The organism is Niabella pedocola (assembly GCF_021044425.1).
Lineage (GTDB): Bacteria > Bacteroidota > Bacteroidia > Chitinophagales > Chitinophagaceae > Niabella > Niabella pedocola.
The window spans coordinates 1-14,433 of sequence record NZ_JAJNEC010000004.1; the positions used below are offsets into that span (position 1 = coordinate 1).

Genomic DNA, 14,433 nt, shown 5'->3' on the forward strand with positions numbered 1-14,433 from the left:
ATCACCATAGTACTCATCCGCAGCGTCCCCTACGGGAGACGCTGCGGCGAACGAGATCTCTCTTCCTTTCCATGTCTCCTGGAAGAGACGTAGAAAGCAGCATCACCATAGTACTCATCCGCAGCGTCCCCTACGGGAGACGCTGCGGCGAACGAGATCTCTCTTCCTTTCCATGTCTCCTGGAAGAGACGTAGAAAGCAGCATCACCATAGTACTCATCCACAGCGTCCCCTGCGGGAGACGCCGCGGGGAACGAGATTTCTTTTCCATTCCATGTCTCCAGGAAGGGACGTGGAAAGCGCCATCACCACGATATTGTTCCGCAGCGTCCCTCCCGGGAGACGCCGCGGGGAACGAGATCTCTCTTCCTTTCCATGTCTCCTGGAAGGGACGTGGAAAGCAGCATCACCATAGTACTCATCCGCAGCGTCACTCCCGGGAGACGCCGCGGCGAACGAGATTTCTCTTCCTTTCCATGTCTCCTGGAAGGGACATGGAAAGCAGCATCACCATAGTACTCATCCGCAGCGTCCCCTACGGGAGACGCCGCGGGGAACGAGATTTCTCTTCCTTTCCATGTCTCCTGGAAGGGACGTGGAAAGCAGCATCACCTTGATACTCATCCGCAACGTCCCCTACGGGAGACGCCGCGGGGAACGAGATCTCTCTTCCTTTCCATGTCTCCTGAAAGGGACGTGGAAAGCGCCATCACCACGATATTGTTCCGCAGCGTCCCCTGCGGGAGACACTGCGGGGAACTAGGACGCTTTCTTCATCTGCTTCTGCAGTTCTTTGATAGTCATATTATACATGATACTGTGCCGGTTGTTCACGCGTTGTGCCAGGTGCACATGGGCAATGTAATCCTGCACAATCTGGATCTTATCGCTGGGTGTTACCACCAATAACTGTAAATGCAATTGTTTACACAGCTCCATCAGGTAGGTTGCCTTATCCTCATCCTGGTTGCTGAAGCTTTCATCCACGGCTATAAACCGCAAACTGCGGCTGTTCTTTCCTTCACGGGTAATACCAAACTGGTAGGCAATGGCACTGCAAAGAATGGTATAGGTAAGCTGCGCCTTTTCTCCGCCGGATAGTTGTCCCATCTGGCGATAGGTCTTTTTAAGTTCGCCGGTGTTCCGGTATTTTTCGTCTGCCCAAAACTCAAACCAGTTCCGTACATCCATTACCCTTGCCCGGTAGGTTTCGCTTTCATCCAGACTGTCGATCAACGGCTGTACCTTTTGACGAAAATGCGTTGCTTTGTCTTCAAAGCTGCTCTGCTGCCAGTTTGCCGCCTGGGGTAACGCGTCCAGCAGCGCATTACGGAACGCATTTACGGTGGCATCCTGCACCTTCCGTTTTCCCAACTGAATATAGGTATCCGGAAGCTTATTAAAGTTGATGCCGCCCAATGACTGGTTCAGCTTATTTACGCTGTTATTAATTTCCCGTTCCCATTTTTCCATTTCTTCATTTAACCCACCGATCTTATACGTGATCGTGTCGTTCACAAAGTTTTCAAAATCCTTGCGATAACGGGGAAGGTTTTCGCTGGCGAGTTTATCAAGCCATTCTTTAAATTCCTCTGCATGGGCGGCCTCTTCCGGCAGGAACTGTACATCACTGTACCAGTCTGGAAAACGCTGTAGCAATGCCGGGGACGGGTTTTTGATCTGGCTGATACTGCGGTTCAGATAGGTTTCTTCCTTATGCAATAACCGCTGTACTTCCTGCGCTTCGCTTTCCAGCTTTGCTTTAAACTGCCCATACACCGTTTCCACATTTTCCAGTGTTACGGCTGCCAGCACCAGGGCATGCTGCTGCTGAAACTGAATCAATTCTTCTTTATCCGTTTCCGTAATGTGCTGCAACAGTAAATGCAGTTGTTCCCGCTGCTGTTCCATAGCTGCGGCACTGTTTTGCAGGGTTGTTTTTTCCTGCGCGGCACGCTCCCAGTTCCTTTCCACTTCCTGCCGTTGCCGGAGAATCTCTTCCAGCTGGGCAGTAAGTTCCTGCAGCTGGTTATTGCTTTTACTCAGTGCACCGATCTGTTCTTCTGTTTTATGTATGCTACGTTGTATACCGGCTACATCCAGCAATGCAAAGCCGCCATGTTCCTGCAGGCGGTTCAATGCATAAAATTGCTTTTGCAACCGGGTGGCCCGGTTACGGCAACGTTCGATGATCTCCGCGGCATTGGAAAGTTCATCGGCCAGCCGGTTACGATCGCGGATCAGCGCTTCCTTCTTGTTTTCGTTATTCCATCCCATCACATAACGCCCCGGATCATTGCTGCCCGGCCGGTCATCCTTCTCATGCCGGTCGCGGTTCTTGATCAGTCCGTTTACGGTGATGGCCTTATCATAGCGCTCCATTGTCTTTTCGTCTTCCAGGCAAGTATAGGAAAACTGCTGTACCACCTGTTGTTCTACCCAACCGGAAAGCGGATGTTCCGGATGAAAATCCAGCTTATGATACACCGTGCCATCTTCTGCCAGTGCATGAAACGTATCCAGTACACGGTAATACACCATTCGGGTACCTGTATTGGTTTGGTTGATGTACCGGGTTACTTTTTTATAATATTGATCCGGTATGAGCAACCGGAGCGAAAAGCCATACAATAATTTTTCAATGGCCGGTTGCCAGCGCTGCTCCTCCGGTTTCACCTGCATCAGTTCGCCTGCAAAAGGCAGCTCCGCCGTGTCCAGCTTCAGTGCCGCACATAATTGTTTGCGCACCTGCACCAAATGGGCCGGGATATTGCTTTTACTGTGGAGCAATATATTCAGTTCCTCCTCCAGTTTATTCTTGGCGTCGCCTGCTTTTTTATGCTGATTCTTGGCATCAAAATCATCGGCCTCATTCAGCCGGTTTTCTTTTTCCAACCGCTGTGCCGATTGTGCGGTTTCTTTCAACACCCGTTTATAGGCTTCTTCATCCGAAGCACTTTTATCTTCCAAGTGCAGGATACTGCACCAATCTGTAAATAATGCCAGGTTATTTTCCGCCTCTACCCTTTTAAGTTTCAGCGCCTGAAGGTCCTGTTCCAGTTGTTTGAGGCGTTGCCCTGCCTGGTTTTGATCGATCTGGTTCCGGGTCATGCGCTCTTCTTCGTGCAGGGCGTCTATGCCGGCTCTTGCGGCTGTTGTTTTTTCTTCCAGTTCTTTTATACCGGCACGGGCCTCTTCCAGCGCCTGCTGCAGCAACCGGTCCTGGGTATAACCTTTCCATGCTGTGGCAGTATGCAGGGCCTTTTGTACCTCCTGCTGCCGCACCTGCAATCCCTTAAATCCGACGTAATGTTCCTGAACGGGCTGCAGCAGCCGGATCTGTTCTTCTGCTTTTTCAATATTACGCTGCGCATCCAGCAAGGTGGCCAGGTGCTTTTTCAGTTCCTGGAATAGCGACTCCATATCCCGGGGCTCCAGCATATGGGTGCGGATAAAATCGTCCAGGTTTCCCAGTACTTTGATCCCTACCGTTTGGTTAAAAAGAGTGAGGGCCTGTATACTCTGCATACCCAGCACATCTACCAGCCGGTAAGCGTATTTGCTCGCCGCATCAAACCACTCCACCTGTTTCCGGTTTCCCTTGTTGTACTGCTGATCCAGCCGGCGTTTCCAGGCATTCCCCAGGTCAAAGGGCTTAAAATCCTCTTCGATATGCAGACTTTTATGGGCTACACCAAACACCCGTTTCATGTCGCCGTTATTAAAGTAACGAACCTGGAACAAGGTCACCTCCTGCATAGCCTCATTAGTAAAATTAGCCAGCAGGATGCTGTAAGCTTCTTCCCGGCTTTCCCGGAGGTAAAGCGCCTTGGTAACACCATTTTCGCTGTTAATGGTGCCATAGCCGCCCAGCACATAGGTTTCCTCCGTACGGTCGCCCTTTTTTTCGCTGCCGCTGCTCTGGTTATAAAACCGGTACTTTTTTTCCGGTACGATCAGGGTTAACAGGGCATCTACAAAAGTGGTTTTCCCGCTTCCGTTGGAGCCGGTAAGCAAGCTGGTTTCGCCACCGGGAATAATGGTATGAATCTGTTCATCAAAGGTACCCCAGTTAAATACCTCCATATATTGCAGGCGGAAGCCGCTCTTTTCATTATCCGTGCTGAATACGCTTAGCTGCATGTGCTGTCAATTGCTGTTTAAAATCTTCTAAAACTTCACTGTCTACCCGGGCTTTGATCAACTTCTTGATCCGGAATTTCTGTTCATCCGGTACCTCATGTGTACCGGAACGTTCCAGGAATCCGTTTTCCACCGCCCGTTCAATCAGCCGGTCGATATCCTTGAGCATCTTTACCCGGCTGGCATTTTCTTTAAAAAACAACTCGGCATATTCTTTTATCTCGCGCCGTTTCTTGATCAATTCCCGTTGCGTAGCCTCTCCTACTTCAAATTCTGCCATCATATCGCGCAGCAATACGAGCATTACGCTTTCATCATAGGCCAGCGCCCGGCGCTGCACCCAGCTTACGCTGGTGGCATCTTCTTCAGATATGGTGTGCTTTACATAGGCGTAACCATCCTGTTCATCCAGTACCAGGGTAAGCCCGAGCCGCTGTAAAAATGCGATAAGCTCCGCTTTATACTGCAGCAGTTTTTCCCAGGTACTTTTTTCAAGATACTCTACCGGTCCTTTCAGCAGTTTTATAAATACGGGGGTAAACGAGTGTATTTTTTCAGCCATCCGATTCCTTCTATTTACTAAATAACAAATAAGGTACCTCCACAAACTTGTCGGCGTTGCTGTTGAGCGGGATCAGCTCTACCGCACTGCCTACCACCTGTACCTTTTTCGATTTTTCTTTTAAAAAACTATAATAACTGATCACTTCCGCAAGGCCATGCTCCAATTGCGTAGCCTCGATGATCTCTTTTAATGTGGCGGTTTGCTTATGTTCCAGTACCTGCTCCACTTTTTTCCAAAGCCGTTTTTTGTCGATAAAACTGGTGTTCAAAAGCCGGTTGAACCGGTCTATATCCGCGATCTTCTCCACGGCTGCAGCGGGTTGTTTTAAAGCGCCCGCCGTTTTCTTCGCCTCCAGTGTTAGTGTACGGTCCATCACCATGCGGATATCGGAGGGTTCATCCAATACCAGTCCGGCGGTTACCGGCTCTTCTTCCATTAAATCGAAAATGAGCTCCTTTATACCTCCGATCTGCTGGCGCAATCTCCGGTGCCGTGCAATTTCCTTTTCGGTAATGATGCGACTGAGTTTTTCTGCCATCCGGTCATTGGCATCATAAACAGACCGTCCCTGTTCCAGCAGGAAGGATTTGATGTTCTGGAGGAAATCGGTATCGGTTTCCAGCTGGCGATCGTCGAGCAGTGACAACAATTGCTCGGTCAGCTGCCGCCATTCTTCCTGCCCGCTACGGGAAATAAGAAAATCCCAGAAGGCATAAAAACTTTTCCCCTGGTTGCTGCTGCGCAGTGCATCGTACGATTCAAAGGCAAAGCCCACAATGGCACCCTTATTTTGTTCCGCACGGGTATGTTGCTCCACAATACTGCGGTGGATCTGTTTGAAATTATCTTCTACTTCCCTGAAATCGCCGATCAGCTCATAACATAATTTAATAAACAAGTCCAGTCGCTCCTGCACCTGTGCATTGTTATAGCGCTGAGGAGCAACCCCCAGTTCCAGGGCCTTAATTTCCTTATCGATCTCCGCCTTGCGGTCTTTCAGGATCTGCAATTTGCGTTCGCGGTCGTCCTCTGTATTTTCAACCATGTCGCGCAGGGATGAAAACAGCATCTTAAACCGGCTTTCCGTTCCTACATGATGCTGCCCCAGCTGCAGGTTCTGCATCCATTGAAATACTTTTTCCGTATGTGCGCTCAGCTGGTAATTGGTGTTTCCCTCGGTGTCCGGGAAATCCTGCAGGATTCTTTTTTGTACCCAACTCAGCAGGTATTTACGGCTGCGGCTCTCCTCATCCTCCCCAAAATCAATCCGTGCCTCCTCCCAATCTTCCGTACCGTCTGCATGCGCGCCCAGGGTTTCGGCCAGCAGGGGTACCAGCTGATCCTCCCGGACCACCATCCTGCGGTTTTCTTTAAAAACGCTGTATAAAAATGGCAGCACCCAGCCGGCATTACGCAGCCGCAACATTTGCAGCGCCGGTGAAGCATTAATTAAAAACGCAATTTGATCGCTTGTCATACCTCTACAAAACCACCTCTTTACAATGGGAAGCCTGCAAAATAAGATAATCTGCCGAGATTTTACAGCAGAACATTTAGGCGGCCGGAAGGGTACCGGGATATACAGGAGGATTCCAATAATAACAGGCGGTTTGCCCTGCGATCCGGGCGGACAAACAATCCGAAAAGACTAAATAAAAAATGTATTAAAATGTCCTATTAATATTATAAATCAATACAATAAAATTTTTATACACTATAAAAATAGATGCACTATTTTTCAGTTTCCGTTTATCATTTTGACTATTTGTTGACCGCGCTGCTTTGCCTGGACTGTAACTCCCTTACCAAAACCGACCGCACCACTCCCGGCCGGGTGTCCCTGATCTGCCGGCCGTTTAGAAAAACGGCCGGCGTTCCATCGATACCCAGTGCGGCGCCCTCTGCTATATTCGCCTGGAGGATCGCCGTTACTGCCGGGCTGTTACGGAAGGCCTCAAATGCCGGCAGGTTCAGCCCACATTGCTGCGCAGCCGACGCTAGCTTTTTTTCATGACTATCGCTGGAAAACAATTCACGATGGTACTCCATAAATCTTCCCTGCTGTGCCGCCGCAAGTGCTGCCCGGGCCGCTTCGCAGGCGCCGGCGTGCATATTTTTATGAATTGTAGGATTGCAATCGGTGCTTAAAGGGAACTGTTTAAATACGACCCGACAGGTACTGCTGAACTTTTTTACAATGGAGTCGGTTTCCGCTGCAAACATCCGGCAGGCAGGACAGTAAAAATCGGTAAAGATCACCAGTGTCATCGGCCCGGAGGGATTGCCTGTACTGGCATCTCCCGGGCCAACGGGAATCTGCCGTGCCGGTTGACGGTCATAATCAGCAAGTACTTTTTTCAGATCTACGCGCTGCCCGGCCGCCACGGAAAGCGCCAGCGCCTTTAATCCGAAGAATGCGGATGCCATGAACAATCCTGCTACCAGAAATCCGAACATCTTCCAGAAACCAGCAGTTGCTGCCTGCTGCCGGGCGCCTCTTCGCATCCGGAGACTTGTAAAAAACTGTGGAAACCCATACCCGTTTATTTTTATAAGCAGGAAAAACAACAGGAAATTGATGCTATGGATGATGGTACACAACGGACAAAAAAGACCGGGGTGTACCAGCATTACGCCCATAAGGTAGATGCCGGCTCCCACACTGCAACAGCTGAACAGGAAGATAAAAAAGCGGCTCCCCTCTAAGAATGCCTTCCCAAAAAGCAGCGGGATCAGAAAAAATAAGCCCAGAACAAAATAATACAGTATCCCCCAGCCTCCCAGGGGCAGGCCCAATACTTCGGCATAAGGACCGGAGAGCGCCCCGTTACAGCTGTTGCCAAAAACAGCCGAACAAACATCGGGCCCACCGGCATGCAGATGTTTATAAAACAAATAAAAGGAAAGGACAACGGCCAATATCATCAGCACCGCAGCCAATACCCGGATTACAATAGTTTTCATATGTATACGGATTAAGCGGACTAAAAAAGCGCCACGGCATAGGATCGTGGCGCTTAAGAAATGTTTTATATGTGTGCTTTTCTTAGTCTGCTTTAAAGCGGCAGGTAAGTGTTGCCTGGCCGGAGGCACTCACAACAAAAGTATAGTCGGCCCATTGACCGGGAAATGAGTAAGACCAGCAACCGGCCTCGCCTTTTTGTACATACGCTTTCCCGGTTGAGTTGGAAAAGCCGTCGAATTTGCAGGACATGATCCCTGATGAATTTTTTGTGACCACGGTTTTTGCGGCATCTATCTGATGAAAATTTCCATCAGGATCATACACACCGCACCATTCGTCATTGATAACAACGGCACCGTTGTTCATAGCAGTCCAGCTTGCCATTAACGTCATTGCAGCAAAAGCTGCAGTAAAAAGAATGCTTACTTTTTTCATTGTAATGTTTTTGAATTGTGAAAAGAAGGATGTACGGAAATACGGACGTATACGTTTTGGTTACATATTTAAGTTTCTGGCACCAACAGCTATCTGCGGGCGCCTGGTACGAATTACTGAATCATGGATATCCGTAACGAAGGTAACCTGTACGCCCGCCGGTTTCCAAATTTTAGGGATCGCCAATTTCAGCGAGCACGCAAAAATAGCTTCCCATTAGATGCATCAGCAGCCGATCAAGGAAAACGCTTTACGACTCCAGAAAATTCAGGTTCCTGTAAACCGCATAAAAAAGGAGTGTCAGCCGTTTTCAGTCTGCACTCCCTTTTATGAATTCCGCCTGTTATTTTTCTATGGAAACCGTAGTAAATTCCCTGGAAATACGGTCTCCGGTTTTGCTTTCGATCGCTTCAACCTGGGTGGCCATATCCGCAATCGTAAACGGGCTTTTTTTGATGAGCTGTTCCATTTTCTCATTATCATAAAGGGTAAAGCCATACTTTGTGAATGGAAGTATTTCCATAAAACTTTTTTGGGCAAATGTAATGTTCAACCTTCCACCCGGCTTCAATACCCGGTATAGCTCTGATAACAGGAACTCCGGATCCTGCCAGAAATAAATAGTGTTCACCGTAAAGATCCCATCGAGATAGTGATCTGCAAACGGAATATGCAACCCGTCGTAGAGCTGGAAAACGGCCTGCTTTTTTTCTACAAAGCCCTGGCTATGGCTTACTGCCTCATGGCGCATAGCTTTCGATATCTCAAGTCCGTAATACGTTATGCCCTCGTTTTGCTGCAGCAGGTATGGGAGATGTTTCCCGTTTCCATGCCCCAGTTCCAGGATACGGCTGTTCTCCGCAATGGGAAGACGGTCTATTGCGTGAACCGTCATCCCGATATTGGTTGTATGCATCATATCGGCCACTTCGATACCCATTGCCCCATCCGGTTGCCGCAGCTGGGCGGCCAGGTTTTTTAAATCGTTATCGTTCATAATTTCGCTTTGCCTGCAGTATGCCGGTTGGTTACACCGCCATCAAACACTGTATTTATTTCCTAGTTAAATAATTCCTTTAGCCTGGTTTGCAGTTCTTCCCCCGAAATATTTTTTGCAATGATCTTCCCGGAAGGATCGATCAGGAGGTTTTGCGGAATGGCCTCAATCCCGTATTGCCGGGCCACCGCGTTATCCCAAAATTTGAGGTCGCTCACATGCGTCCAGGTTAGCCCGTCTTTATGAATGGCTTCCATCCATTTTTCTTTTCCTTCTGCACGGTCCAGCGATACCCCGAGTACTGTAAAATTCTTATCCTTATACTGCCGGAAGGCTTTTACCACGTTGGGGTTCTCTGCTCGGCAGGGCCCGCACCAGCTGGCCCAAAAGTCAAGTAATACGTACTTACCTTTAAAGGAACTCAGACTTACCGGGTGCCCAAGGGTATCATGCTGCGTAAAGTTGAGGGCAAAATTACCGATCGATGTAGCCTTGGCCTTATCAATCTTTTCCTTCATCAGCAACCCGGAGGGCGCTGCTTTTACCGCTGCAGGCAATTTTTTATAGAATGGCTCTATTTTATTTGGGTCCATATCATACCCGGCATAATCTTTTAACACATGTAATGCAATGGGCGATTGCAGGTTTGCCGCCAGGTAAGGGGCTATCACTTTTTCTTTTCGATGGTTTTCCACGCTGTCCATCTGCGATTCGATTTGCTTCATGCCTGCTTCATTTTTTTCTGCGCGGTAGGCAATATAACTGCGGCGCAGGTGCTGCTGGGCCTCATTATCCTGCTGCTGCAATGCCGTATACCGCTGGTACGCTTTATGCGCCTCCGATCCCGAAACGGCGGCCAGCTTCAGCGAATCCCGGATGGTTACGGTGGTTACACCAGGCTGCAAAAACAGCGGCAGCAACTCAAACCGGTATTCGCTTTTACCATCATCCGGACGTTCAAATTTGGCTCTCAGATAACCTAATGAAGGTTCCTTTATAGAAATAGTGAATTCAAAATTCCCATTCACGGCCACAGTACTGTCTGTTAGTTTTTTTTTGGCGTCATAGTGTACCAAATAAAGCATTTTTGGCGATCCTGTTGTGTGTATCTGTCCTTTGATGACTGCCGGTTTTTCCTTTTGCGCAAAAACAACGGCCGGCAGCATCGCCAGTAAGAAAAAAAATGATTTCATATATGGATCTTTATCAGTTTATAAATATACGTTACAGAATGATTGCCCGGTTCGGTTTGTTTTCTCGGGTCTCAGAAAGTCTGGATATCCCCAGACCGCTCACTATAAAATTTATATTTATCCGCACGCCGGGTTTAAAACGTGGGCACCTCCGCCGGCCGACGAACTAAAAATGATATACCCTGTAAATTACCGGTTGTCAGCAGCAGCTCGTTTCATAGCGCATCAATTTGTATCCATCCATTCTTTCATCGCTGGCCGAATACGGGAACGATTCAGCCCTGTGTTTTGGGTAATGCAAAATAGAAGGCAGCTCCTTCCCCGGGTGTACCCTCTGCCCATACCCGGCCCTTATAACGGCCAATGATCCGTTCTACCAGCGACAAGCCGATGCCATTGCCATCGAATTCCTGGTCACTGTGCAGCCGCTGAAAAGCGCTGAACAATTTATCGTAATGCATCATATCAAACCCACTGCCTTCATCCTTTACAAAGTAGATGATATCCTGCGGTGTTTCCTGGAACCCAACATGAATTATCGTTTTGTCTTTTTTGCGGCTGTATTTGATTGCATTTCCCAAAAGATTGAGCCAAACCTGCTTTATCAGGGTAGCATCAACCTGCACATGCGGCAGATCGCTGATGGAAAATTCAAAGGAGCGTTCTGCGGGTTCCTGTTTCTTAAGTATATTAAAATATTCAATGGCCATTTCCTTCATGGACACGTCCACACTGTTGAGCTCTTTTTTGGAAGTGGTGAAAAACACCAGCAGGTTATCGATCAGGTGAGCCATATTCATCACACTCTGCTCGATCAGGTCGGTGAGCTCCTTCCCATCTGTATCCAGTTGAATGCCGTACTCATCCTGTAGTACCTGCACCAGTCCCATTATTCCAGCCAGAGGGCTTCTCAAATCATGTGATACCGAGTATGAAAACGCCTCCAGCTGTTTATTGGCCACTTCCAGTTCGGCCGTACGCAGCTTTACCCGCTCCTCCAGTTCTCCATAGATCTGCACATTTTCCAGTGTTACCGCTGTAATATCTGCCAGCGACTGTAAGATCTGTGCTTCATCCTCCGTGGCATGATGATGTGTGGCCCAGTAATTACCAATGGCTCCGATAGGATCCATGGTGCGGATGGGCACCATTACCAGGCTTTTTACAAAAGTGGGCCGGTAAGCTTCGGCCGGGATACGGTCGTCCTTGTAAATATCCGGGATGATCACAGACCGGCGGTTCAGCATTGCCCAGCCACTGACACAGGTTTCTATGGGAAAACGGCTGCCCTTCCATAGCGGACTGATCGCATCCTCATCTACATAAAAACATTTATCCTTATCCCTTAATACGAAGGTTGCACCATCAGCCCCGGTAAGCTCTCTGGCCGCAGTGCGTACGATACGGGTTACGGTTTCCAGGGTCCTTGCCAGCGATAACTCTTGCACCACCCGCACCAATCGGTGCAGTCTTTTATCCGGAGTGCTTTCCATAGTAAGTGGATCGAGGCTCATTGATGGTGAATTTATAAACGAATATAGAGAAATCTGGCCGAATAAAGCCAAACACCGTACCTTTATCCCCTTCAGCGATCATTTAAAAAACATACATCATTATGCTTGCAAACACGAAATGCTCCGGGGCGGTTTCACGCCGGTATTTTTTGAAAAAAGGTGGTTTAGCCTCCCTGGCTTTGTTTACAGCCCCCTCCCTTTTGAAGCCCGGAAACCTGTTTAGCGGACCCGATTCAAAAATTGCGGGGGTACAGATCGGTGTTATCACCTATTCTTACCGCAGCATGCCCGGAAGCCTTCAGGAAGTACTGGCGCACACGGTAAACAGCGGTATCAGTGCAGTAGAACTGATGGGTGATGCCGTGGAGCAATATGCGGGCTGTCCTTCCGATAAAAAGCAAGTAGCTGATTGGCGGGCCACCGTTTCAATGGATAAATTTAATGCGGTGAAAAAGCTGTTTAACAAGGCTGGTGTAACAATTTATGCTTATAAGCCCAATGCGCTGGGTGCTCAGAACACAGATGCCGAAATTGAATATGCGCTCCGCGCTGCAAAGGCACTGGGTGCAACGGCCGTTACGGTGGAACTGCCCAAAGATCCGCAGCAAACGGAACGCCTGGGAAAGCTGGGAGCCAAACACAAGGTATACATCGGGTACCATGCCCACACGCAGGCTACCGATACCCTTTGGGATACGGCCCTCGAACAATCGCCCTACAATTCCATGAACCTGGACTGTGGTCATTATATTGCGGCAACCGGGCACAGCACCGAATCGCTGCTGGCACTGATTAAGAAGCGGCATAACCGGATCACTTCCATGCATCTGAAAGACCGGCAAACAGCGGCCAACGGGGGCGCTAACCTGCCCTGGGGCGAAGGTGATACCCCGATTAAAGAAATTTTATCCCTCCTAAAAACCAACAAATACCCAATCCCTGTTACTATTGAGCTGGAATATAAAATACCGGAGGGGTCCGATGCGGTACAGGAGGTAAAAAAATGCCTGGGCTACGCGCGGAAAGCGCTGCAGGGGTAGTTTTTTGTTTCAGGTTCAAAGTTCCAGGTTAGATTTCGTCCGATGCTTGATGGCGCTGACTTAACGGAACGCTTATCGCTAAATAAACGTCGCTGTTTCAGGAATGAATCCTTTGAGATCCGGACCTGCCCTCCGGGAGACGTCACGGAAAAAATAAATATCATAGGGACCCGAAACCGCCGGCTGGCACCTGATGTGTCCGGATCCCCGATCCTCTTAAGGCCCAAAAACTTCGCATGGATCAAACATCGAACCTGAAACTTTAAACAAACTAATACTCCACTTTATAATCCTTCTTAACCGGTTGCCCGCTCCAGGCTTTTTTACTGGTCCAGTCTGCAGGCGGATCGGTCCAGAATTTATTGCCTGCCGGTAGTCCAAGGGGCAGAAAACCCAGCGTTGCCATATATAAGCTTCCGGTAGAGGTATATACATCCGCCATCATGGGCTGATGTCCGTTAAAGCCCAGTACCAGCCAGCCATTAGCGTCAAAGTTCTGGTTGCCCTCGTACATATTGGAAAATACTTTTGTCAGCGCACAACGTACCTGCGCCGGTTGAATATGCTCCGGCAGCTTTTCCATTAATGCCACCTGGCCTAATACCTGAAATGCGGCTGTACGGTAGGTTACCGATCTTCCAAAAGCCGGATACGTACCATCCGGTGCAATGATGCGCTCCAGGAATTCTGCATGCCGCACCATCCGGCGCAAAGCCGTTTCATAGTCAGCAGCCGTTACATGCACTTTCCCCGGCCGCTTTTCCAGTAATGTGCCGATCAGGTCCGTCAGCATCGGATGGATCACATATGAATTATAGTAGTCCATACTGAACAGGTCGCCATCCTTATACCAGCTGTCACCGGTATACCAATCCTTCATTTTGTTCAACGCATAATCGATGCGCACGGGGTCATAATCTTCCCCGATATATCGCAAAAAGCCTTCTGTAAGGGCCGCAAACACCAGCCAGTTATTGTAGGCCCCGCTGCGGGTGCGCAGGGATTTGAACGCATCGATATACCGCCGCTTGGTAACCGTATCCAGCGGCTGCCATAAGGCTTTAGGGGCCCGCAGGAATGCATGCGACAGGTAAGCCGCGTCTACGATGGGCTGACTTTGTTTTTTGAAGTTCAAACAATCCGGGTTTGCCGGGTCTACTGCGTTCTTTAGTCCCTGCAACAACTCCTTACGCATTTTTGCACGCAACAGGCCCTCTTCGGTCTGGTCATCCGGCAGTTCCAGCCAGGGCGCAACCCCAGCAACAGTCCGGCCCACGGCCTCAAGATAGGTTACATCCTTTACTACCAGGTTATACGAAGGCCCCTGCTCCAGCGGAAGATTCTTTTTTAACGTGCCTTCGGCAAGATTATGTACAACGGGATATGCAATTTTGTACAGGCTCTTTACCCACAGGGCGCGGTCCTGCGCTCCTGTGGTGCCGGCGGGGTTCACCAGTTTTATTTTAGGATTGCGCCCCGGCTGACCGATGCCCGTAACAGCTACCAGTAACAGAACGATCCCCGATAACCCGATTTTCTTTTGTATATGTGTCATGCTTAAAGCAGTTTAATACAGCAAATA

10 protein-coding genes are annotated in these 14,433 nt (G+C 49.1%); 1 reads left to right on the top strand and 9 read right to left on the bottom strand.

What is annotated here, in order from left to right; all coding sequences use genetic code 11:
* Positions 1-758: 758 nt before the first annotated feature.
* From LQ567_RS03835 to LQ567_RS03870, 8 genes are all read right to left on the bottom strand, one after another.
* The gene (locus LQ567_RS03835; RefSeq protein WP_231002783.1) at positions 759-4,142 is read right to left on the bottom strand and encodes an ATP-binding protein; all 3,384 of its coding nucleotides are present in this window, start codon (positions 4,140-4,142) and stop codon (positions 759-761) included.
* Positions 4,114-4,704: a DUF4194 domain-containing protein gene (locus tag LQ567_RS03840; RefSeq protein WP_231002784.1), complete on the bottom strand. Its 591-nt coding sequence runs from the start codon at positions 4,702-4,704 to the stop codon at positions 4,114-4,116. The genes LQ567_RS03835 and LQ567_RS03840 overlap by 29 nt, the downstream gene beginning before the upstream one ends.
* Before the next feature lie 10 nt (positions 4,705-4,714).
* The gene (locus LQ567_RS03845; RefSeq protein ID WP_231002785.1) at positions 4,715-6,184 is read right to left on the bottom strand and encodes a DUF3375 domain-containing protein; all 1,470 of its coding nucleotides are present in this window, start codon (positions 6,182-6,184) and stop codon (positions 4,715-4,717) included.
* A 284-nt stretch (positions 6,185-6,468) separates the two neighbouring features.
* Positions 6,469-7,671 carry a DsbA family protein gene (locus LQ567_RS03850; RefSeq protein WP_231002786.1) on the bottom strand — a complete coding sequence of 401 codons (1,203 nt, stop codon included), beginning with the start codon at positions 7,669-7,671 and terminating at the stop codon, positions 6,469-6,471.
* Positions 7,672-7,753: 82 nt separating this feature from the next.
* Entirely contained in the window at positions 7,754-8,107 is a 354-nt protein-coding gene (locus LQ567_RS03855; protein ID WP_231002787.1) for a hypothetical protein, read from the bottom strand.
* Between the two features lie 343 nt (positions 8,108-8,450).
* Positions 8,451-9,104 carry a class I SAM-dependent methyltransferase gene (locus tag LQ567_RS03860; protein WP_231002788.1) on the bottom strand — a complete coding sequence of 218 codons (654 nt, stop codon included), beginning with the start codon at positions 9,102-9,104 and terminating at the stop codon, positions 8,451-8,453.
* Between the two features lie 62 nt (positions 9,105-9,166).
* Positions 9,167-10,297, bottom strand: a complete 1,131-nt coding sequence (locus LQ567_RS03865; RefSeq protein WP_231002789.1) for a TlpA disulfide reductase family protein — start codon at positions 10,295-10,297, stop codon at positions 9,167-9,169.
* Between the two features lie 275 nt (positions 10,298-10,572).
* Complete coding sequence (locus LQ567_RS03870) at positions 10,573-11,811, bottom strand: sensor histidine kinase (RefSeq protein ID WP_231002790.1); 1,239 nt, start codon at positions 11,809-11,811, stop codon at positions 10,573-10,575.
* Positions 11,812-11,912: 101 nt separating this feature from the next.
* On the opposite strand from LQ567_RS03870, the gene LQ567_RS03875 reads away from it, so the two are divergent.
* Positions 11,913-12,851, top strand: coding sequence for a sugar phosphate isomerase/epimerase family protein (locus tag LQ567_RS03875; protein ID WP_231002791.1), 939 nt, complete (start codon positions 11,913-11,915; stop codon positions 12,849-12,851).
* Positions 12,852-13,122: 271 nt separating this feature from the next.
* On the opposite strand, the gene LQ567_RS03880 is transcribed toward LQ567_RS03875, so the two are convergent.
* Entirely contained in the window at positions 13,123-14,406 is a 1,284-nt protein-coding gene (locus LQ567_RS03880) for a DUF2264 domain-containing protein (RefSeq protein ID WP_231002792.1), read from the bottom strand.
* Between the last annotated feature and the right edge of the window lie 27 nt (positions 14,407-14,433).